Annotated in this window: 22 protein-coding genes and 1 tRNA gene; 19 read left to right on the forward strand and 4 right to left on the reverse strand. The window is 38.4% G+C overall.

Annotation, left to right across the window (positions count from 1 at the left end; all coding sequences use genetic code 11):
• Window positions 1-52 precede the first annotated feature (52 nt).
• Window positions 53-1,111: an NAD(P)/FAD-dependent oxidoreductase gene (locus ACFO5T_RS04055; protein WP_380032275.1), complete on the forward strand. Its 1,059-nt coding sequence runs from the start codon at window positions 53-55 to the stop codon at window positions 1,109-1,111.
• 45 nt (window positions 1,112-1,156) lie between these two features.
• On the opposite strand, the gene ACFO5T_RS04060 is transcribed toward ACFO5T_RS04055, so the two are convergent.
• Window positions 1,157-1,552: a DUF983 domain-containing protein gene (locus ACFO5T_RS04060; RefSeq protein ID WP_035325395.1), complete on the reverse strand. Its 396-nt coding sequence runs from the start codon at window positions 1,550-1,552 to the stop codon at window positions 1,157-1,159.
• An 83-nt stretch (window positions 1,553-1,635) separates the two neighbouring features.
• Between ACFO5T_RS04060 and ACFO5T_RS04065 the strand changes: the two genes are divergently transcribed.
• The 16 genes from ACFO5T_RS04065 to ACFO5T_RS04140 all read left to right on the forward strand — a co-directional run bounded on the left by ACFO5T_RS04065 (window position 1,636) and on the right by ACFO5T_RS04140 (window position 15,972).
• Window positions 1,636-3,546 carry an ABC-F family ATP-binding cassette domain-containing protein gene (locus tag ACFO5T_RS04065; protein ID WP_380032277.1) on the forward strand — a complete coding sequence of 637 codons (1,911 nt, stop codon included), beginning with the start codon at window positions 1,636-1,638 and terminating at the stop codon, window positions 3,544-3,546.
• 220 nt (window positions 3,547-3,766) lie between these two features.
• Window positions 3,767-4,903 (forward strand): efflux RND transporter periplasmic adaptor subunit, encoded by a 1,137-nt coding sequence (locus ACFO5T_RS04070; RefSeq protein WP_380032279.1) that lies wholly within the window; start codon window positions 3,767-3,769, stop codon window positions 4,901-4,903.
• A gap of 1 nt (window position 4,904) precedes the next feature.
• Window positions 4,905-8,153, forward strand: a complete 3,249-nt coding sequence (locus ACFO5T_RS04075) for an efflux RND transporter permease subunit (RefSeq protein WP_380032281.1) — start codon at window positions 4,905-4,907, stop codon at window positions 8,151-8,153.
• Between the two features lies 1 nt (window position 8,154).
• Window positions 8,155-8,835 carry a hypothetical protein gene (locus ACFO5T_RS04080; protein ID WP_380032283.1) on the forward strand — a complete coding sequence of 227 codons (681 nt, stop codon included), beginning with the start codon at window positions 8,155-8,157 and terminating at the stop codon, window positions 8,833-8,835.
• The gene (locus ACFO5T_RS04085; RefSeq protein WP_380032285.1) at window positions 8,832-10,169 is read left to right on the forward strand and encodes a TolC family protein; all 1,338 of its coding nucleotides are present in this window, start codon (window positions 8,832-8,834) and stop codon (window positions 10,167-10,169) included. The genes ACFO5T_RS04080 and ACFO5T_RS04085 overlap by 4 nt, the downstream gene beginning before the upstream one ends.
• A 41-nt stretch (window positions 10,170-10,210) precedes the next feature.
• The gene (locus tag ACFO5T_RS04090) at window positions 10,211-10,390 is read left to right on the forward strand and encodes a zinc ribbon domain-containing protein (RefSeq protein ID WP_038597300.1); all 180 of its coding nucleotides are present in this window, start codon (window positions 10,211-10,213) and stop codon (window positions 10,388-10,390) included.
• 238 nt (window positions 10,391-10,628) lie between these two features.
• Window positions 10,629-10,701: transfer RNA gene (locus ACFO5T_RS04095), tRNA-Met, on the forward strand.
• A 134-nt stretch (window positions 10,702-10,835) separates the two neighbouring features.
• Window positions 10,836-11,060, forward strand: a complete 225-nt coding sequence (locus tag ACFO5T_RS04100; protein ID WP_375253176.1) for a uroporphyrinogen decarboxylase — start codon at window positions 10,836-10,838, stop codon at window positions 11,058-11,060.
• 134 nt (window positions 11,061-11,194) lie between these two features.
• A complete protein-coding gene (locus ACFO5T_RS04105; RefSeq protein WP_298347634.1) occupies window positions 11,195-11,419 on the forward strand; it encodes a hypothetical protein in 225 nt (74 codons plus the stop codon).
• Between the two features lie 59 nt (window positions 11,420-11,478).
• Window positions 11,479-11,940 carry an RNA methyltransferase gene (locus tag ACFO5T_RS04110; RefSeq protein WP_380032288.1) on the forward strand — a complete coding sequence of 154 codons (462 nt, stop codon included), beginning with the start codon at window positions 11,479-11,481 and terminating at the stop codon, window positions 11,938-11,940.
• Between the two features lie 123 nt (window positions 11,941-12,063).
• Window positions 12,064-12,948, forward strand: a complete 885-nt coding sequence (gene era / locus ACFO5T_RS04115) for a GTPase Era (protein WP_021778259.1) — start codon at window positions 12,064-12,066, stop codon at window positions 12,946-12,948.
• A gap of 71 nt (window positions 12,949-13,019) precedes the next feature.
• Window positions 13,020-13,559, forward strand: a complete 540-nt coding sequence (locus ACFO5T_RS04120) for an RNA methyltransferase (RefSeq protein WP_380032290.1) — start codon at window positions 13,020-13,022, stop codon at window positions 13,557-13,559.
• Window positions 13,560-13,643: 84 nt separating this feature from the next.
• Entirely contained in the window at window positions 13,644-14,129 is a 486-nt protein-coding gene (locus tag ACFO5T_RS04125; protein WP_380032292.1) for a DUF4199 domain-containing protein, read from the forward strand.
• 182 nt (window positions 14,130-14,311) lie between these two features.
• A complete protein-coding gene (gene rplU / locus ACFO5T_RS04130; RefSeq protein WP_021778262.1) occupies window positions 14,312-14,986 on the forward strand; it encodes a 50S ribosomal protein L21 in 675 nt (224 codons plus the stop codon).
• Between the two features lie 40 nt (window positions 14,987-15,026).
• On the forward strand, window positions 15,027-15,287 hold the full coding sequence (rpmA, locus tag ACFO5T_RS04135; RefSeq protein WP_021778263.1) for a 50S ribosomal protein L27: 261 nt from the start codon (window positions 15,027-15,029) through the stop codon (window positions 15,285-15,287).
• A 133-nt stretch (window positions 15,288-15,420) separates the two neighbouring features.
• On the forward strand, window positions 15,421-15,972 hold the full coding sequence (locus ACFO5T_RS04140) for a hypothetical protein (RefSeq protein WP_380032295.1): 552 nt from the start codon (window positions 15,421-15,423) through the stop codon (window positions 15,970-15,972).
• Between the two features lies 1 nt (window position 15,973).
• On the opposite strand, the gene ACFO5T_RS04145 is transcribed toward ACFO5T_RS04140, so the two are convergent.
• Window positions 15,974-16,678, reverse strand: a complete 705-nt coding sequence (locus ACFO5T_RS04145) for a DUF6503 family protein (RefSeq protein ID WP_380032297.1) — start codon at window positions 16,676-16,678, stop codon at window positions 15,974-15,976.
• A gap of 60 nt (window positions 16,679-16,738) precedes the next feature.
• Here ACFO5T_RS04145 and ACFO5T_RS04150 point away from each other — a divergent pair, with 60 nt between their 5' ends.
• Window positions 16,739-17,368, forward strand: coding sequence for a hypothetical protein (locus tag ACFO5T_RS04150; RefSeq protein WP_380032299.1), 630 nt, complete (start codon window positions 16,739-16,741; stop codon window positions 17,366-17,368).
• A 14-nt stretch (window positions 17,369-17,382) separates the two neighbouring features.
• On the opposite strand, the gene ACFO5T_RS04155 is transcribed toward ACFO5T_RS04150, so the two are convergent.
• Both ACFO5T_RS04155 and ACFO5T_RS04160 read right to left on the reverse strand, forming a co-directional pair.
• Window positions 17,383-18,903, reverse strand: a complete 1,521-nt coding sequence (locus tag ACFO5T_RS04155) for a GH3 family acyl-acid amido synthetase (protein WP_380032301.1) — start codon at window positions 18,901-18,903, stop codon at window positions 17,383-17,385.
• 155 nt (window positions 18,904-19,058) lie between these two features.
• Complete coding sequence (locus ACFO5T_RS04160) at window positions 19,059-19,496, reverse strand: retropepsin-like aspartic protease (RefSeq protein ID WP_380032964.1); 438 nt, start codon at window positions 19,494-19,496, stop codon at window positions 19,059-19,061.
• A gap of 124 nt (window positions 19,497-19,620) precedes the next feature.
• Here ACFO5T_RS04160 and ACFO5T_RS04165 point away from each other — a divergent pair, with 124 nt between their 5' ends.
• Complete coding sequence (locus tag ACFO5T_RS04165; protein WP_380032303.1) at window positions 19,621-20,397, forward strand: TatD family hydrolase; 777 nt, start codon at window positions 19,621-19,623, stop codon at window positions 20,395-20,397.
• The last annotated feature ends 39 nt before the right edge of the window (window positions 20,398-20,436 follow it).

Raw genomic sequence — 20,436 nt, forward strand, 5'->3', positions numbered from 1 at the left:
GTATTAAAGATAACATCACTATTTAAACCGGCTATTGCCTTATTTTTGTTTTGTGAGTAAAGTAGATTATATAATAGTAGGTTTAGGTCTTGCTGGTATTGCTTTTTGTGAGCAATGTCTAGCTGCAGGTAAGACTTTTATGGTGTTTGATAAGGGAGTAGAAGGTGCTAGTAGGGTAGCTGCCGGTCTTTATAATCCTGTAATTTTAAAACGATACTCCCTCCCTTGGAAAGCTGTATCGCAGTTTGACCTAGCGATTCCGTATTTTAAAAAACTTGAGGAAAAGCTAGATACTCAGTTTATGTACTCTATGCCCGTGAGGAAGGTGTTTCACTCTATAGAAGATCAAAATAATTGGTTTGCTGCTAGTGATAAGCAGGGGCTCGAGCGTTTTGTAAAAACACCACTCGTAAAAAACGAAAATAAGGATATACAAGCACCTTATGATTATGGCGAAGTACTAGAGACCGGTCGGGTAGACATAAAGGCCTTACAGCGCGCTTATGAAAATTATCTTGAGGGGATGTCCGCTTTCGCGAAAGCGGAATTCAACTACGCACAGCTCACACTTACAGATGCCGGAGTACAGTATCAAGGTTATGAAGCGACCCACATAGTCTTTGCCGAAGGATATGGCATCAAGCAAAATCCTTATTTTAACAGATTACCACTTGTGGGTAACAAGGGAGAATACATCATTATAAAAGCGCCAAAATTAAAGCTTACTGCCGCCATCAAAACCTCTTTTTTTATTGTTCCCCTCGGTGAGGATTTATACAAGGTAGGAGCAACTTATAACTGGACAGATAAGGACTGGGAGAGCACACAGATAGCCTGCGAGGAGTTAGAGTCTAAGTTTGCTGCTTTAGTAAATACACCATATGACGTGGTAGATCAAGAGGCAGGTATACGCCCTACTACGGGAGATAGAAGGCCACTTTTAGGAGTGCATCCAGCATATAAACAGCTTGCTGTGCTCAATGGCTTAGGTACGCGCGGGATAATGGCGAGCCCTCTGCTGGCGCACTATCTATTTGAGTTTATAGAAAAAAATATTCCACTTCCAGGGGAGGTCGATATAATGAGATTTCCAAAAAAGCTGGAGATTTAAGCAGTAAGGAATGTGGTTTTAGTACGCTTTCGTGAAAGCGTAATCTTACTTGCTCACCAGTTGATCTTTACTCGGGTCATATTTCATAAAGAAATTGATCCATATGTTGCGTGCTAGTCGCATAATAACCGGCATAAAAACGACCATTGTGCCTACTATGGCGATAAATGTATTTACTAGCGTAGCTTCAAAAAAGAAATAGGTAATTACAAAAGCCGCTGTGGCAAATGCTATGCCTACGGGATAACTCACATACATAGCGCCATAAAAGAAAGAAGGTTCTATCTTGTATTTTGTACCGCAGTGAGAGCAACGCTCGTGCATTTTGAGCGTCTCAGATAAAATATAAGGATTTGAGTTTTTGTACATAGACTCGTTCTGGCAAACTGGGCATTTACCAGTAAGAATGCTGTTGAGTTTTGTGCCTTTTAGAATTCCCATAATCTCCTTAGTTTATAAGTACAAATTTAAGCATCTTTGCACCACCACGCCGATTTCAAATTATAACTTTTACTTAATATCGTATGCTTAATATTCACAACCTTTCTGTCTCTTTTCAAGGCGAATATTTGTTTGAAGAAATCACCTTTAGACTTAATAATGGTGATCGAGTAGGGCTTGTGGGTAAAAACGGTGCTGGTAAGTCTACAATGCTACGTATCATTTCTGGCGAGCAGCAATATGATACGGGATCTATAGCAATAGAGAAGGAGATAAGTATAGGTTTCTTAAAGCAAGATATAGATTTTATAGAAGGTCGCACGGTGCTTGAGGAGTCTTATGAGGCTTTTAAGGAAATTAAAAAACTTGAGAGTCAACTGGCTCATATCAATGAGCAACTAGCGACACGCACAGACTACGAGAGTGAGAGCTATAACCAGCTTATGATAGATATAAACGACGTGCAACACCAGTATGAGGTACACGGCGGTTATAGCTATAAAGGTGAGACAGAGCGCATATTGCAGGGTCTAGGTTTTAAGCGTGAGGATTTTGATAAGCTTACAGATACCTTTTCTGGAGGGTGGCGTATGCGTATTGAGCTAGCTAAGCTTTTACTACAAAATCACGATATACTCCTGCTAGATGAGCCTACAAATCACTTAGATATAGAGTCTATTATATGGCTTGAGAGTTTCTTGCGAGGGTATACTGGGGCTGTAGTGATTGTATCTCACGATAAGATGTTTCTAGATAATGTGACTAACCGTACTATAGAGATTTCGCTAGGTCGCATTTATGATTACCCAAAGCCTTATACACAGTACCTTGTGCTTCGTTCGGAAATAAGAGAGCAGCAACTGGCTTCACAAAAAAACCAGCAGAAGCAAATTGAGCAGACAGAAAAGCTTATTGAGAAGTTTAGAGCAAAAGCTTCTAAGGCCACAATGGCGCAGTCGCTCATAAAAAAGTTAGATAAGATAGATCGCATTGAGGTAGATGAAGATGATAATAGTGTGATGACGCTTAAATTTCCTGTATCTGTAACGCCTGGTAAGGTTGTGGTAGAGGCAGAGGAGGTTGCAAAAAGCTATGGAGATAAAAACGTTTTACAAGGTATAGACTTGCTTGTAGAGCGTGATACTAAGACTGCCTTTGTAGGGCAAAATGGCCAAGGTAAATCTACGCTGGCAAAAATTATAGTAGGCGAGCTCGAGCACCAAGGGAGGGTTAAGCTAGGTCATAATGTACAGATAGGGTACTTTGCTCAAAATCAAGCCGAATATCTTGACGGATCAAAAACTGTAGAAGACACGATGATAGATGCTGCAGATGAGAAAACAAGACCACGAGTGCGAGATATATTAGGCTCTTTTCTCTTTAGGGGAGAGGAGGTAGATAAGTATGTGCGTGTACTCTCTGGAGGTGAGCGCAACAGGCTCGCACTTGCTAAACTTATGCTGCAACCTTTTAACGTGCTTGTGATGGATGAGCCTACAAACCACCTAGACATTAAGTCAAAAAATGTACTTAAAGATAGTCTCAAGCAGTTTGAAGGGACGCTTATAGTCGTATCTCACGACCGTGATTTTTTACAAGGTCTTACAGATAGAGTTTATGAGTTTAAGGATCATCGCATAAGAGAGTATCTAGGAGACATAGATTATTATCTAGAGCAGCGAGAAGTAGCAAACTTGAGAGAGGTAGAAAAGCGTGATGTTGTAAAAAAAGAGGCGCGCGTAAAGAGCACAAAGAAGTCTTACGAAGATCAAAAAAAGCTCAAATCTCTTAATAATAGACTCAGTAAAGTAGAGTCTAATATTAATAAAATAGAACGCGAGATCAAGGAGCTAGACGTTGCTCTTGCGACTAATTATGATGAGACGGTTGCAGATCCAGCGTTTTTTGATAACTACAATGGCAAGAAAAAGAAGCTAGACGGCTTTATGGAAGACTGGGAGAAAATCACAGAAGAACTCGATGCGTTAAACTAGTATTTTTGCGCTTTCGCGAAAGCGTAATACGATTCAATAATAATTAAGAAACCAGCTATACAAGCTGTTTTTTTTTTTAACATATGCAATAGGTTGTTTTGTAAGTAATACCGCACGTTCTTGCTTTTAATTTAAGACATCGTTAACAGCAGCGCTATGGCTTCATACTTAGATTTGCACTACTGGTACTCAAGCCATCAAAACAACCAAAATAAAATAGATGCGTAAAATCATCCTCTCTCTGTTAGGAGTCCTACTCATAATTGGAGCTTTTTTTGCTTCAGAAGCTATTGTAGCAAATAATCAACGTACAAGGCCTAAGCCTAAAAAAGTAATTAAAACCGTTTTTGTAGAAGATGCTGTAAATGGGGTTGTACCTATTGAGATTTCTGCAAACGGTAATCTCGTTGCTCAAAGAAGGTTAGAAATATTTTCTGAAGTACAGGGCGTACTTCAAAAAGGAAGTAAACTCTTTAAGCCAGGGCAAGAGTATAGAAAAGGACAAACATTACTTAGTCTTAATAGCTCTGAGTATTACGCAAGTGTACAGTCACAAAAAAGTGCACTGTATGACCAGATTACTTCTATAATGCCAGATTTACGTCTTGACTATCCAGAAGCCTACCCAAAATGGCAGGCTTATCTTAATAACTTTGACGTAAGCAAGGCAACTCCACCTTTACCAGAAGTCACATCAGAAAAAGAAGGCTATTTCATTTCCGGAAGAAATATACAAACGGCTTATTATAACGTAAAAAACTTAGAGCAACGTCTAGGTAAATACAGAATAACCGCTCCATTTACAGGAGTTCTTACAGAAGCTCTAGTTACAGAAGGAACGCTAGTACGATCTGGACAAAAGCTAGGCGAGTTTATAGATACAAGCTTATATGAACTAGAAGTTGCTATAAGTAAAAACTATGCAGATTTATTACAAGTAAATAATGAGGTGACACTATCTACTATAGACGGTAAGCAAACGTATACTGGTAAGGTAACTCGAGTTAATGGTAATATAAATCAAGCCTCACAAACTATAAATGCCTACATCGAGGTAAAAGGGGAAGGTCTTAGAGAAGGTGTTTACTTAGAGGCATTGCTACAAGCAAAAGAAGAGCAGGAGGCAATATCCCTACCAAGAGGATTACTACAGCCAAATAATGAACTTTTTATGGTGCGTGATTCTATTCTAGATGTGATAGAGGTAAACCCTGTTTATTTTTCTGATAAGGAAGTAGTTGTACAGGGTATACCTGAAGGTACAAAGATAGTAAGCAAGCCAGTACCTGGGGCATATGCAGGTATGCTTGTAAAGATCTATTCAGAAAAGGAATCATCACAAGAAGAAGCAGAGTAAGATGCGTAAAGTCATTGAATATTTTATTAAGTATCACGTAGCTGTAAATGTTATCGTGTTAATGTTTGTGGTGTTTGGTATTTATGGTGCCTTGTCACTTAACTCTTCATTCTTTCCACTAGTAGATTCAAAAAATATTAATATAAGTGTTGCCTACCCAGGTGCATCTCCACAAGAGGTAGAAGAAGGTATTGTACTTAAAATAGAAGATAACCTCAAAGGATTAGATGGTGTTGAGCGTGTAACATCTACTTCACGAGAAAATAGCGGAACTATAAATGTAGAGATAGAAAAAGGGAAGGATATTGATTTTATGCTTCTTGAAGTAAAGAACGCTGTAGACCGTGTACCTTCATTTCCTTCTGGTATGGAGCCTCTAGTGGTAGCAAAAGTTGAGGCTATAAGGCAAACTATATCTTTTTCTATAAGCGGAGAAAACGTATCGCTTGAGACTTTAAAACAAATAGGGCGACAGGTAGAAAATGACCTGAGGGGTATAGATGGTATTTCTCAAATAGCAATATCTGGATATCCTGAAGAAGAGATTGAGATAGCTGTAAATGAAAACAGTTTACTTGCTTACGATTTATCTTTTGCAGATGTATCTCAGGCGGTAAGCACATCTAATATTCTCACTACAGGCGGATCCATAAAAACGGAAGCCGAAGAGTATCTTATACGTGCAAATAATAGAGCTTACTACGGGGATGAGTTGTCTAATGTAATAGTACGATCAGACGCAAGCGGGCAAACGATACGCCTTAAAGACGTGGCAGAGGTAAGAGATCGTTTTTCTGAAACACCTAATGCAAATTACTTTAATGGAAATCTTGCTGTAAATGTGACTATAACATCTACAAATACAGAAGATCTTATAGGCGCCGCAGAAAAGGCAAAAGTGTATATAGAAGACTTTAATGCAAAGTATAATAATGTACAACTGGCTGTTGTAAGTGACTTATCTATAACGCTTGTACAACGTACTGCACTCCTTACAGAAAATGCCGTTGTAGGGATGCTCTTGGTGCTATTGTTCCTATCAGTATTTTTAAATACACGACTGGCATTCTGGGTAGCTTTTGGACTTCCTGTAGCATTCTTAGGGATGTTTATGCTTGCAGGTTATTTTAACGTGACAATTAATGTATTATCATTATTTGGGATGATTATCGTGATAGGTATTCTGGTAGATGACGGTATTGTCATAGCAGAAAATATCTATCAACATTATGAACGTGGTAAAACCCCTATACAAGCTGCCGTAGACGGTACAATGGAAGTGTTGCCTCCTATACTTTCGGCAATAACTACCACGATTCTGGCTTTTGGTATTTTCTTATTTTTAGATGGAAGAATAGGTGAATTTTTCGGAGAGGTTTCGGTTATAGTAATGCTTACGCTGCTTGTTTCTCTTGTAGAAGCCCTCATTATACTGCCAGCTCACCTTGCACATTCTAAGGCATTGCGAGCACAAAGCAATAAGCCTAAAAAGGGAATGGCAAAGCTATTCTCAAAACTGCGTTATATTAATGAGTTTGGAGATCGTATTATGGTCTGGTTACGTGATCGCGTGTATAGCCCAGTTTTAAGGTTTGCACTTGATTATAAGTTCTTGATGTTTTCGTTTTTTATTGCATTTATTTTACTCACTTCTGGGAGTTTTGAGGCGGGTATTATACGTGGAGCGTTTTTCCCGCGTGTTGCAAGTGATAATGTGAGAATAAGTCTTGAGATGCCTAATGGTACAAATGCAGCTATCACAGACAGTATTATCTCTATGATAGAAGAAAAGGTTGTAGAGACAAATAAAGAGCTAACTGAAAAGTATAAAAATGAGATAGATGGACCTATGTTTGAGAATATTATCAAAAACATCGGCCCAGGTACCTCTACAGCCTCTTTAAGTATAAATTTATTGCCAGGAGAAGAGCGACCTAATGAAGTGACCTCAAATGTTGTAGGTAATATGATACAAGAAAAGGTGGGGCCTGTTATAGGTAAAGAAAGCCTTGTGTATGGAGGCGGAGGTAACTTTGGAGGAAGCCCAGTTGCTGTTTCTTTATTAGGTAATAATATTGCAGAGCTTAAAGCAGCAAAGGAAGAACTGAAGAAGTCACTAGAGACAAACCCGGTTTTGAAAGATATAACAGATAACGACCCTGCGGGTATTAAAGAAATTAGATTAGAGCTCAACGAGTCTGCATACTCACTAGGGCTCAATTTACAAACTGTAATGGCACAGGTACGTGCAGGATTCTTTGGGGCACAAGCACAGCGCTTTCAGAGAGGTCAAGATGAGATAAGAGTATGGGTTCGTTATGATCGGGATAATAGGTCATCTATCTCTAATCTAGATGATATGCGTATCACTACGCCATCTGGAGCAAAGGTGCCTCTCAATGAGATAGCATCTTACACTATTGAGCGTGGTGATGTAGCAGTAAACCACCTCGAGGGTAGAAGAGAGATACAAATACTTGCAGATCTCAAAAACCCTAAAGAGACAAGTGCAACAGATGTAATGACAGATTTGCGTACTAACGTGATGCCAGACATACTATCTAAGTACCCTACGGTAACACCTTCATATGAAGGTCAAAACAGAGAGGCAGGTAAACTTACAGACTCGCTTATACCTGTAGGCCTTACGGTGCTATTACTTATTTATATAGTGATTGCATTTACCTTTAGAAGTTATAGTCAGCCGTTGATGTTATTGCTTCTTATACCATTGAGTTTACCAGCAGTAGCCTGGGGGCACTGGATACACGACTTCCCGCTTAACATATTATCTATGCTTGGGATTATAGCCTTGATAGGGATTATGGTTAATGATGGCTTGGTGCTTATAGGTAAGTTTAATACTAACCTAAGGGAAGGTATGACCTTTGAGGATGCTATTTTTGACGCTGGTCGTTCTAGATTTAGAGCTATCTTTCTTACCTCAATTACGACTATAGCAGGTCTTGCACCACTTATTTTTGAAGAGAGTAGACAAGCACAGTTCTTAATCCCAATGGCAATATCTATTGCATACGGGATAGGTTTTGCAACGGTACTTACGCTTGTAATGCTTCCTATCTTTTTATCATTCAGTAACTGGGTAAAGACCACTACAGATATGTTACAGAAGGGAAGAAAGACAGCTAGAGAAAATCAAGAGAGAGCCGTTAAGGAAATGGAAGAAGAGCACGAGAATGATAACCAAAAGCTTCAAGTTGCCTTTAAGCCTAAAACAGATATAGCGTAAAATGAATTTGTATAAAAATCATACACCGCGAGAAATTGTTGCCGTGCTCGAACATAGCGACAAGCTCACTTATGAAGCAAAACTCAACTTGCTAGATACTATTAGAAATAGATCTATTGATGTTTCTACAGAAAAGCTAGAAGAGCAAATTGCACAAAAAGAAGCGGCCATCGCAAATCTTGAAAACCTAGAAGAACTAGGCTTTCATTATGAAGAAAACACAACCACAGGAGAGATTGTAGTAAAGCGCACTTCCAAAGCAAAAATTATGGATATCATATCCATAGTACTAGGTGTGTTACTGTCACTTGTAGGGCTTATAGCTTTCTGGCTACTCGTTGCAATTTTTACAGGCGATAACGAGTTTGGACTTGATAAGTTGTTTATGTATGTGTTAATGATTACTGCTGGACTTGTTGGTTTTAAAATGCTATCAGGCATAGAGCGCTTTTTAGATTTTAATAGCTTTTTGCTTACTAAATCTGGAGATGAAGTAACTATAAAAAAAGGAGGACTACCTGGAGCTCAAACTTACCTAAGTAGCCAGCTCGGGATTGAAGAAGAAGAAGGAGAACTCGTTTTTCATATAGATGATATTGAGTTCATAAGGGCAAATCAAGACAACCTAGTGCAGAGACGCACATTAGAGACATTACTACTTAAAATGACTGCAAACAGATGATACAATCTTTTATAAAAAGTATAGTTGCTATGGTGTTGTTTTTCGCTTTCGCGAAAGCGTATGCACAAGACCTTCCAGCACAATTGCTCACAAAAGAAGAAGCCGTGCAGATAATGCTTGAGAATAACTTTGGGATACTACTCGCAAATAATCAAGTCGCCATAGCCGAAAACAATAAAAGTATCTTAAATAGTGGCTACTTGCCATCCCTCACAGGTAATGCAGGTGTAAATTATAGTATAGATGATCAAGAGGCTACCTTTCAAGACGCAACGTCTAGAGCTGTAGATGGTGCAGAGACCACAAGATATAATGCTTCTATTAATCTTAACTATACCTTGTTTGATGGATTAGGTAGATATTATAATTATAAAACATTAAAAGAGCAATATGGCCTCTCAAAGCTACAGGCAAGGGAGACTATAGAGAATGTAATGCTACAATTATTCTCTGTGTATTATGAAGTGGCTCGTATAGAAGAAAATTTAGCTGTTTTAGAAACCGCTTTAGATATTTCAAAAGCTAGGGAGGTACGTGCGCAATATCAATTTGATTATGGCCAAGTAAACAAATTAGAAGTGCTCAATGCGCAGGTAGATATTGTAACAGATAGTACAAATATTCTCAATACAAGACAGCAGTTACGCAACGCTCAGCGAGATCTTAATGTAGTGCTCGCGAGAGAGCTAGAAGATTTAAAGAGTGCAGATACTACAGTTACCTTTGTAAACCCACTTGAGGTAGAAGGTTATATAAGTGAAGGTATAAGAAATAACGTGTCTATATTACAGGCAGAGCAAAATATTACGATAAGTGATTATCAAATTAAACAAGCTAAATCTTTGCTTTTACCTACCATAGGTCTTACTGGCAGTTACGGCTGGACAGAGGGTAACTTTCCTGCTACAAATTTTCTTGCCTCAAGCACCTCTACAGGTTTTCAAACCGGCGCAACCCTACAGTGGAATCTCTTTGACGGAGGCCGCTCTATTATAGGAGTAAAAAATGCAAAGATATTTTTAGAAAATCAAAAATATACTCAAGAACAGCTGCAGCAGCAAGTACTAAGAGATATAGCAAATGCAAAAGGTGATTATCTAAATGCTCTTAAAATTTATGAACTACAAGAGCAAAATGTAATTACAAGTCAGGCTAACTTTGATAGATCACAAGAACGATTTAAACTTGGGCAGGTGAGTAGTGTAGAGTTTAGACAAGCTCAGCTTAACTTGCTCAACGCACAAACCACTAAGAACGCTGCAAAGTACACCGCAAAGCTGGCAGAGATAACACTGCTGCAGCTCACAGGGCAACTGCTTAATGTGAAGTTCTAGGTTAATTACGCTTTCGCGAAAGCGCAACAAAAGATTACGTTATGTATGAGCATTTTTTTCAATGTCCGTATTGCTGGGAAGAGGTGTCTATGTTATTAGATCCATCTGTAAGTACTACTTATGTAGAAGATTGTGAGGTGTGTTGCAACCCTATAGAAGTACGCACTACTTTTGAGGAGCAAGAGCTTGTAGGTTTTGAGGCTCTTGATATTGAACAATAAGCCTTTTCTGGTTTCTATTTTGTACATCTTAAGGTAGTATTTGAGATTTAAATACAGTATTACATACTCTCAATTAAATATGTTGTTACAGATATACCTGTCTATGTGAGGGTTGCAAATAATTAAAAAAAATATCCTACATTTTCCTTTTATATATGACAAAAACCGTTGTATATTTGCACTCCAACTAACGCAGTATTGATGGCCTAATCAAGAAACGTGTTACTGGAACATATATCGCGGGATAGAGCAGTAGGCAGCTCGTCGGGCTCATAACCCGAAGGTCACTGGTTCGAGTCCAGTTCCCGCTACTAAGTAAAAAGTCTCAATCACAAGTTGAGACTTTTTTTATGCAATAACATTGTTGTTCTTAAGTCGCAAGATAATTTTTGATACAGAAAAAATTATGAGAGCTTAAGAGTATCAAAAAACTAAAACAAGTATTATGGAAATTAATCCTACCGAAATTATCGGTTATCTAGCCAGTTTATTTGTGCTGTTGTCATTTTTGTTTAAAGATATACGTACACTACGTATTGTAAACTCAGTGGGTTGTGCATTTTTTGTGGTGTATGGAGTATTGTTGTCAAGTATACCGGTAATCGTAACTAATGTTGCGATATTGCTAATAAATGGGTATTACCTTTTTATAAAAAAGCCTATTAATTAACTGAGAAAGTAGGACTTTTCGTCCCTTTTGTGCTTCATTATCAATAATTTGAATACGGGTAGTGTAAGTATTTATAGGTAAATCTTGTATAATATGGTGAGTTACATTACATTCGCCAAAATTTGAAATACTGTATGAAATTAATGGAAGAAGCGGTGGCTTTTGAGAATGCTTCAATGAGCAATATGTCCACCAGTGATCGCGTTGCAGCTTCAAGAGAAGCAAAACGCCTCATTCTTGCACTGAATGAGATTTTTAAAGAGACTAAGGATTCTGAAATAATGGATACAATGAAGCGTCTCACAGAAAAGAAAAAGAAGATTGAAAAACGCTTGAAGGGTAGACCTGATAGTATGTAAAATAAAAGAGACCTCACTTGTGACGGTCTCTTTTTTATTTATACCATAGTCATATATATATGCAGCCAGATAATTTTACAAATGAGTTTTTTGGGATAGGAATCCAGAATGGAAAAACTCCAGAAAACTTAGGAGTGCTCTGGCGTTCTGCTCAAAACCTAGGTGCTAGTTTCATTTTTACCATAGGTAACCGCTATGCAAAGCAAGCTAGTGATACACACAATGCTGTAAGTGCGATGCCTTATTATCACTATGATAATTTTGATGACTTTTTTAACCACTTACCTAAAGGAGCTCGCATTGTAGGTGTAGAGCTAGATGAGCGTGCACAATCGCTAGAGACTTTTGAGCACCCTAGGCGCTGTGTTTATTTACTAGGAGCAGAAGATCACGGCCTTACACGTGAGGCGATAGATAGATCTCACTTTCTTGTAAAATTCTCTTCTACCCTAAGCCTTAACGTCGCTGTGGCTGGGAGCATCGTGTTATATGACAGGGCGCTTGCAAAACCTAGGTCATAATTAGTACGCTTTCGCGAAGGCGTAATACCTCCCATAACCACACATCATTTACATAATTAATAACTCTTTATATCCATAAAGGCAAACGTACTATTTAAAGTATCTTTGCCTAAAAGAAACACTATGTCGCACAAAGCCGGATTTGTAAATATTATAGGAAACCCAAATGTGGGTAAAAGTACGCTTATGAATGCCTTTGTAGGTGAGCGCCTAAGTATTATTACCTCAAAAGCACAAACTACACGTCACCGTATACTAGGTATTGTAAACGGAGAAGACTTCCAGATGATTTTGAGCGATACCCCAGGTATTATAAAGCCGGCATACGAGCTACAAGCATCTATGATGGATTTTGTAAAAAGCGCATTTGAAGATGCAGATGTGCTACTTTACATAGTAGAGCTAGGAGAAAAGGAGCTCAAAGACGAAGCGTTTTTTAATAAAATACGTGGCGCAAAAATCCCCGTTTTATTACTCATTAATAAAATAGACAAGGGTAACGAAGAGATGCTGGGCGAGGCGTTAAAGCTTTGGTCAGAAAAAGTGCCAAATGCTGAGGTGTTTGCGATCTCTGCACTTGAAAACTTTGGCGTGCCACAAGTGTTTAATAGAATTATAGAGCTATTACCAGAGTCTCCAGCATTTTACCCAAAAGACCAACTTACAGATAAGCCTGAGCGCTTTTTTGTAAATGAGATCATACGTGAGAAAATCTTGATGCACTACAAGAAAGAGATCCCTTATGCAGTAGAGATAGATACAGAAGACTTTTTTGAAGAGGATGAGATCATACGTATGCGCTCTGTGATTATGGTAGAGCGTGATAGCCAGAAGGGTATCATTATAGGTCATAAAGGAACTGCACTCAAGCGAGTGGGAGTAGAGGCTCGTAAGGATTTAGAAAAATTCTTTGGCAAGCAAGTGCACCTTGAACTATATGTAAAAGTAAATAAGAACTGGAGAAGCAGCGAGCGCCAGCTCAAGCGTTTTGGGTATAACCAGAAATAATATAAGTACGCTTTCGCGAAAGCGTAAATCACCATCTTTTACAACATCTCCATACTAGATATTTTATCATCGTGAATAATAGAAAGCTTAAGAATAGCGAACTCAACAGAAAAACGGTTGCAGATTTTAAGGAGGCAGAAAAAACGCCACTTATTATCGTGCTAGATAACATACGTAGTCTTAATAATGTAGGCTCGGTTTTTCGTACGGCAGATGCCTTCCTAGTTGAAAAAGTATATCTGTGTGGTATCACTGCTACACCGCCGCATCGCGATATTCAAAAAACAGCACTAGGAGCAACAGATGCTGTAGCCTGGGAGTATGTAGAAGACTCAATCGCGCTTTCTCAAAAATTAAAAGAACAAGGAGTGAAGCTTTGTGCTATAGAGCAAGCAGAAGATGCAGTAATGCTAGACAAGTTTACCCCTTTAAAAGGGGAGAAGTATGCTGTTGTTTTTGGTAATGAAGTAAAGGGAGTACAGCAAGAGATTGTGTCATTAAGTGATACGGTACTTGAGATTCCGCAGGTGGGTACTAAGCATTCTCTTAACATTTCTGTAAGTGCGGGAGTGGTTATATGGGACATCTTCAGTAAGTTAGGAGTTTTTTAATGGGTTGTTAAAATGTTATTTAACAGTCACTTATGATTTTTACTCAATATTTTGTTTATCTTTAAAAGAAAAAAGATAAACATTATGTCAAAATTCACAATGCCCATACGTTTTGCCATCGCAATGGCAGGCGGGCTCATCGCATATTTTTTAGTACTCGCATTATTTGACCTTCATACCAATGTTATGTTCTCGCTCTTTAATGGTGTGATTGTAGGTTTTGGTATTTATGAGGTGATTAAGTACACAAAGATTAAGAACGCATCTGCTTTTAGCTACACAGACGGACTCACTAATGGAGTGGTATCTGGATTTATTGCTACAATATTATTTACGGCATTCTTTGCACTATATGCAGGTAATATAAACCCAGATTTTCTAGACGGTCTTATAGGACCTTGGGAGAAGACGTATAATACAAGTATAGGCTCTGTAATATTTACAGTTGCAATAGGAGGGTTTTCTACCGCTATATGTTTATCACTTTGTTTTATGCAGCTTTTTAAACCTAGCTGGAATACTGAAGGAACTAAGAAGGTATTACGAGAGAGGGGACCGGTTATTAGATAGTCCTCACTTGGAGAAAACTAAAACTAAGAAAACCGCCAGATGGCGGTTTTTTTAGTTTTAATTAAAGGCAAAAAAAACACAGTTAGCGATTGTAAATCACAAGATAAATAGTATATTTGCACCCGCTTAAACTGAGAGGTTTAGGCTTTTATTAGTGTAATAACAATATTTAATTAATCGCTATGTACGCAATTGTAGAGATAGCAGGGCAGCAATTTAAAGTTGCAAAAGACCAAAAAGTCTTTGTTAACCGCCTATCTACTGAAGAAGGAAAAAAAGTCGATTTCGACAAAGTACTTTTAGTAGGAGACGGGTCTAACATCACTTTAGGCGCCCCAGCTATAGACGGAGCTCTAGTAGGAGCTAAAGTCTTAAGACACCTTAAAGGTGACAAAGTAATCGTTTTCAAAAAGAAGAGACGTAAAGGATACCGTGTTAAGAACGGACACCGCCAGTCACTTACTGAAATCGTAATTGAAAGTATCGCTACTTCTGGAGCTAAGAAAGCTGCTCCAAAAAAAGAAGCAAAAGCTGAACCTAAAGCTGCTGCTCCTGCAAAGGAAGCTGCACCAAAGGCAGAAGCAAAAAAGGCTGCTCCTAAAAAAGCTGCCAAAGCTGACGATCTTAAAAAAGTGGAAGGTATCGGACCAAAAATCGCATCAACTCTTGTTGAGGCTGGTATTGATACATTTGCAAAACTTGCAAAAACTGACGCTGCTAAGATTTCTGAAATCATCGCAGGTGTACGTGGAAACCACGTAACAGACACTTGGCCAGCACAAGCACAAATGGCTGCAGATGGTAAGTGGGATGAGCTTAAAAAATGGCAAGACGAATTAGACGGTGGTAAAGCATAATTGCAATACCATCAAGTATAACTTATAAAACCGAAACAAGATGGCTCACAAAAAAGGAGTTGGTAGTTCTAAAAACGGTCGTGAATCAGAATCGAAACGCTTAGGTGTTAAGATTTTTGGAGGACAGGCTGCAATCGCAGGGAACATCATCGTACGTCAAAGAGGTAACACGCATCACCCAGGTGAAAACGTGTACGGAGGAAAAGATCACACACTTCACGCAAAAGTGGATGGTGTTGTAAAATTCCAAAAGAAAAGAGACAATAAATCTTACGTTTCTGTAGTGCCTTTTGAGGCATAAGCAACTAAGATAATTGCTATCTCATTATATAAAACCCTTACCGCAATGCGGTAAGGGTTTTTGTGGTTATACATACTTGATTTATTTTTAAGTGTTTGGTATGTTGTTTGATGCAAGACACAAAACACTCCTTATGAGAATATTACTAGCGTTTTGTTGTGCCTTTTTATTGCAATCTTGCTTTCCTGTAGCAGTGGCGCCTAACCTGAGTGAGGGTAAGGTTAAAAAAGCAAAGAAGTTTAATAGAAAACTACCTAATAGATATTCATATCTATTTACAGACCCTAAGGATGCAAATGAGTTTTATGCGTATGTAAATACTAAATATGATCTCAATCATAACTATGTAGAAGATAATGTGCGCGTACTCATAAGTAACCAAGCCTACTATGTCTCATTTTATGAAGTGGGAAAGAAGACGCAAACGGTCAATTTATTGAGACCACTAGCAAATAAATTGCTTGAAGAAAATGGTGCACCACCCGTCTTTAATGATGACCCTTTTAGGGATTATGGTGATACCTGGTATATTGCATTACTTATAACAGATGAAGATTTTAACGACGCCTTGCATCCAGATTATAAAAATTATAAGGATATAAGACAATTTGCAGCTTCTCTACATAAAGAGTACTATAGTATGAGTAATTATAAGCAAGCTACATTTACAGTGGAGCATAACTAGCTTAGTTTACCTTGATTTTATCTGTACCTAGATAGCCATCATTTTTATTGTAATACCAAGCTCGGTCTTTAGGCATTTTTATACCTCCTATAGTAGCAAGATCAGTAAGCAGTATGTACTCACCTGTAGTCTCATCATCACCCTTAAAAAATTGATATACCTCCATTGCATAGGTCTCTGGGTCAAAATAAAACTGCCACACATCTGTGCCTACATTTTTATCATAGCGCACACGTGCTACTAGATATTCTTTTCCTTTGAAGGTGTGCTTTTTAACATCCTCCTCGATAATAGTTCCCTTATCTGTGAGCTTCATAGGTAAACCGTAGAGGTATGAGTAGTAATTTCTGAACATTACTGTGCGTTCACAATCCTCATCTGCAGTGGTGCTTGTTATTACCTCTCCAACTTCGTTTGTGTATTTGCAAGCAGTGCCTAGAAGTTCTCTAAAGCTGGTTTTGCCATCTTGTGTTGTAGTTACATTAAAGTATTCTCTGGGTAAATCTAGTGTAATTACACTTTTGCGATCTGGTTTATCTGGCATATCAAGTACGAGTGTAAATTCTCCAGTAAAAGTCTCCCAGTTGCTATTTGGGTCGTGATAGGCTATAGATTTTGCCACGAGCTCTGGTCCAGATAATTGTTGTGAGTACGCTTTCGCGAAAGCGCAACAAAATAAAATAGCAATAAGCGTATAGTTTTTCATTGTGAAAGTTTGAGCTATGAAGATACATATTGCTTTTTGATAACCATAACTAACTTTAGTATGGTCTTAACAGCAGTACAAAGTGATAAATTGTATCTTAAATATATGGAAGAAAAAGTAGAAGTAGCGCTTGAAGATGGAATGCTCAATCTAGAAAATAAGCAGATCCCAAAAGAAATTTATGACGAGGCAATTATTGCCCTAGAGCACTATCCAGAATTGTGGGATGCAGATATTACTTTTCAATTTAAGAACAATATAAGAAAGTCTACTATGCAGGCACAGCCTAGATGGGCAAGCTTTTTTAAATCTAGAAAAAATAGATCTTACATTATTTTAATTTCAAGAAAGATTCAAATAGATCAAGAGGAGCTTAACTTTTCTGAAGTGCCCAGCGATGTCGTAATAGGGTGGCTAGGTCACGAGCTGGGTCACGTGATGGATTATAGGGAGCGCTCTGCCTTCGGGATGCTGGTTTTTGGTGCTAAATATTTATACTCTGGTGCACATATAAAAGAAGTAGAGCGCACTGCAGATGTATATGCAATTACCCACGGTATGGGGTCATACATTTTAAAAACAAAAAATTTTATACTAGATCACGCTCATATTTCTGAGAAGTATAAGCAACGTTTGCGTAGTTTATATATGTCGCCAGAAGAGGTGATGCACCTGCTTGAGAATGATTAAGCTATAGCTGGGGTTTATTGTTTATTTATAAAAGCTTCAAAATCTGCAAACTTTTCTTCTCCCATTACTTTCTCCATCTTTACCTGGCCACCTTTTTTCTTATTTGCGCCACTCCACTCGTGAAAGACATTTGGGTCTATAGTAGTCACCTTTACACCTTTTAGGGATTTGCCTCTGGCTACACCGTAGTTTTTATTGGCATTTTTAAGAGATTCATCAAGAGCTTGGGCTAGATCTTTCTCACTAGTAGTGGCTGTTGTTCCTAAATACCAGCAGTGGTAAAACTCACCATCTATTTTTTTTGCACTCAGTGTAAACTCTGGTATCTTAATGTCAAACTTTTCTTCTAGATCTCTTAGAGCATCTTCCATTTTATTTACAGAAAGTTGTGAGCCTACAACGTTAAGGAAGAATTTTGTTCGTCCGGTGATTTTAATTTCGGCTCTCTCAACATCTGTAAATGCTATGGTGTCGCCTATGAGATATCTCCACGCACCAGAGACAGTACTTATGATAAGTACATAGTCTACTCCTGTCTCTACTTCGTTAAGTGTAAGCGCAGGTGCATCTTGTGAGAGCGAGCCATCTTCATTAATATATTCAGGTTTAAATGGTACAAATTCAAAATAAACGCCGGCATCTGTGCTAAGCTTCATAGACTCGGTTTCTGGTCTGCTCTGGTACGCCATAAAACCTTCTGAAGCTAGGTAGGTGTCTATAATTGTAATGTCTCGGCCTAATAACTGTCTAAAACTTTTTTCATAAGGTTGAAAAGCGACACCACCACTAGTAAAAACTTGCAGGTTAGGCCAGATGTCGTGTATGTTATCTACATTATGGTATGCTATTACTTCTTTAAGCATAAGCTCCATCCAAGATGGGATACCACTTAAGGCTCCTATATCCCAAGACTTTGCATTTTCTGCGATGGTTTTAACACGCTCATCCCAGTTGTCTATTTTTGCTATTTCTTCTCCAGGTTTATAAAAACCTTTAAACCAGAAGGGGATATTGCTAGCTGTGATGCCGCTTATTTCTCCCTCAAGAAACTCGTCATTTTCGGCGAGGTCTGTAGAGCTTCCTAGTGCCATAACCTCTTTGTCAAAAAAGTCTGTAGGTAAATCATAATGCGCCAGTGCAGATACTTGTGCGATACTAGTCGTTCTTATAGCTGCTACCATATTTTCGGTTACAGGTATGCGTTTACTAGTTTTACCTGTAGTCCCACTTGATAATGCAAAATAATGTGGCTTACCAGGCCAGGTGATATTTTCTAGGCCTTCCTTGATGCGTTTCCACCACATATCATTCATTTGATTATAATCGTGGTAGGGTATTGCTTTTCTGTAAGCCTCGCCCACATTATCTTCTTCTAGAATTTTTGAAAACCCGTAATAGATGCCAAAAGATGTATCCTTTGCTGTGTCGAGCATTGTACGTAACACGTTCTCTTGCTCTTCAACTGGGTTAGAGCTTGTGGTGAGCGAGTCTTTAAGATCAATTGCACCTTTTATGATAGAACCTAGAATAGCCATATGAGTTGGTTTTTTACAAATATGTTAAATAAACCCGCTTAACTTACTGTCTTTAACCCAATCTTAAGGAACAATTATGAAAAATATAGGAGCTTTGTTGTGGAGATAATTACGCTTTCGCGAAAGCGTAAAAAAAACCATCTCACACTTATCTCTTACTTGAGGTATAAGCAGTTGTATTGATAATCTATAATGCCTTTGCCTGCGTTTAAAACATCTGCACCCAGAATACCGTGTACTGGCGCTGCATTGTGAGCGATTAGTGCGGTATTTACGTGTGACATATCAAAGAGAACGATATCAAGTTTTTTATACTGCCACTTCTGGATTTTTAAAAAATTATTGCGAGAGAGTTTAGTCTCCATACCTGTTGCTCCTGCCCCTGCGGCTAGCACCTCGCTATCTTCTTGCAATAAGCCGAAAAGATCTGCGTGGCTAAAATCTATACAAGAACTAGAGGCCCCAGTGTCTAGTATAAAAGACCCTTCTACACCATTAATTTTTGCCTTCATCTCGAGGTGGTTTGTAATGGTAGGAAACAGCCGTGAGCGGCAATAACCTTTTGATAATAAAAACTGGCGTAGTGAGGGCATATGGTGTGTGATTTCTATCAAAAATAATACAATCGTTTGTACACCGCGTGGCAACTAAATGATTTTTAAAAAAAGAGGCAAAATCATTTTACTTCCTTCTCGTCGCAAAGTATTTTTGTCATCTATGACTTTTACAGATACACATACCCATTTATACAGTGAGTCTTTTGACGAAGATCAAGCAGAAATGATACAGCGCGCCATAGATGCTGGCGTGACTCGTTTTTTTATACCAGCAATAGATTCGGCATATACAGAGCGTATGTATGCGCTAGAAAAGGCACATCCAGATACCGTGTATCTTATGATGGGATTACATCCCACACACGTAAAAGAAAACTATGAAGAAGAACTTGCTCATATAGAAGCACAGTTTGCAACACGTGACTTTTATGCGGTAGGGGAGATAGGCATTGATTTGTACTGGGATAAGTCTACTCTAGCGATACAACAAGATGCATTTACTAGACAGATCCAACTAGCAAAAAAATATAAAAAACCCATAGTGATACACTGTCGTGAGGCTTTTGACGAGGTGTTTAAAATATTAGAAAGTGAGAAGGGCGATGATCTTTTTGGGATTTTTCATTGTTTTACGGGTACAAAAGAACAAGCCGAAAAAGCGATAAGCTACAATATGAAGTTGGGTATAGGAGGCGTGGCGACCTTTAAAAATGGTAAGATAGATCAGTTTCTTGCAGAAATACCGCTGGAGCATATAGTGCTAGAGACAGACGCTCCTTACTTAAGTCCCGTACCATATCGCGGTAAGAGAAATGAGAGTAGCTACCTAGTGCTTGTGGCAGAAAAGCTAGCGACTATTTATCAAAAATCGCTAGACGAGATTGCTGCTATTACCAGTAAAAATGCAGATAACATTTTTTTTACAAAGCACGCATAGTATCTTATTGTAAATAGGTAACTCAGGCATAAAATATTT

Source organism: Dokdonia genika (assembly GCF_042652845.1).
Classification (GTDB): Bacteria; Bacteroidota; Bacteroidia; order Flavobacteriales; family Flavobacteriaceae; genus Dokdonia; species Dokdonia donghaensis.

Coding starts and splice junctions, on each gene's coding strand:
- ACFO5T_RS04090 (WP_038597300.1), top strand. CDS start 10,211: ATGTATGAGCATTTTTTTCAATGTCCGTATTGCTGGGAAGAGGTGTCT.
- ACFO5T_RS04070 (WP_380032279.1), top strand. CDS start 3,767: ATGCGTAAAATCATCCTCTCTCTGTTAGGAGTCCTACTCATAATTGGA.
- ACFO5T_RS04140 (WP_380032295.1), top strand. CDS start 15,421: ATGAGAATATTACTAGCGTTTTGTTGTGCCTTTTTATTGCAATCTTGC.
- ACFO5T_RS04100 (WP_375253176.1), top strand. CDS start 10,836: ATGGAAATTAATCCTACCGAAATTATCGGTTATCTAGCCAGTTTATTT.
- rplU (WP_021778262.1), top strand. CDS start 14,312: ATGTACGCAATTGTAGAGATAGCAGGGCAGCAATTTAAAGTTGCAAAA.
- era (WP_021778259.1), top strand. CDS start 12,064: ATGTCGCACAAAGCCGGATTTGTAAATATTATAGGAAACCCAAATGTG.
- ACFO5T_RS04080 (WP_380032283.1), top strand. CDS start 8,155: ATGAATTTGTATAAAAATCATACACCGCGAGAAATTGTTGCCGTGCTC.
- rpmA (WP_021778263.1), top strand. CDS start 15,027: ATGGCTCACAAAAAAGGAGTTGGTAGTTCTAAAAACGGTCGTGAATCA.
- ACFO5T_RS04125 (WP_380032292.1), top strand. CDS start 13,644: ATGTCAAAATTCACAATGCCCATACGTTTTGCCATCGCAATGGCAGGC.
- ACFO5T_RS04085 (WP_380032285.1), top strand. CDS start 8,832: ATGATACAATCTTTTATAAAAAGTATAGTTGCTATGGTGTTGTTTTTC.
- ACFO5T_RS04145 (WP_380032297.1), bottom strand. CDS start 16,678: ATGAAAAACTATACGCTTATTGCTATTTTATTTTGTTGCGCTTTCGCG.
- ACFO5T_RS04160 (WP_380032964.1), bottom strand. CDS start 19,496: ATGCCCTCACTACGCCAGTTTTTATTATCAAAAGGTTATTGCCGCTCA.
- ACFO5T_RS04065 (WP_380032277.1), top strand. CDS start 1,636: ATGCTTAATATTCACAACCTTTCTGTCTCTTTTCAAGGCGAATATTTG.
- ACFO5T_RS04075 (WP_380032281.1), top strand. CDS start 4,905: ATGCGTAAAGTCATTGAATATTTTATTAAGTATCACGTAGCTGTAAAT.
- ACFO5T_RS04165 (WP_380032303.1), top strand. CDS start 19,621: ATGACTTTTACAGATACACATACCCATTTATACAGTGAGTCTTTTGAC.
- ACFO5T_RS04060 (WP_035325395.1), bottom strand. CDS start 1,552: ATGGGAATTCTAAAAGGCACAAAACTCAACAGCATTCTTACTGGTAAA.
- ACFO5T_RS04150 (WP_380032299.1), top strand. CDS start 16,739: ATGGTCTTAACAGCAGTACAAAGTGATAAATTGTATCTTAAATATATG.
- ACFO5T_RS04155 (WP_380032301.1), bottom strand. CDS start 18,903: ATGGCTATTCTAGGTTCTATCATAAAAGGTGCAATTGATCTTAAAGAC.
- ACFO5T_RS04105 (WP_298347634.1), top strand. CDS start 11,195: ATGAAATTAATGGAAGAAGCGGTGGCTTTTGAGAATGCTTCAATGAGC.
- ACFO5T_RS04110 (WP_380032288.1), top strand. CDS start 11,479: ATGCAGCCAGATAATTTTACAAATGAGTTTTTTGGGATAGGAATCCAG.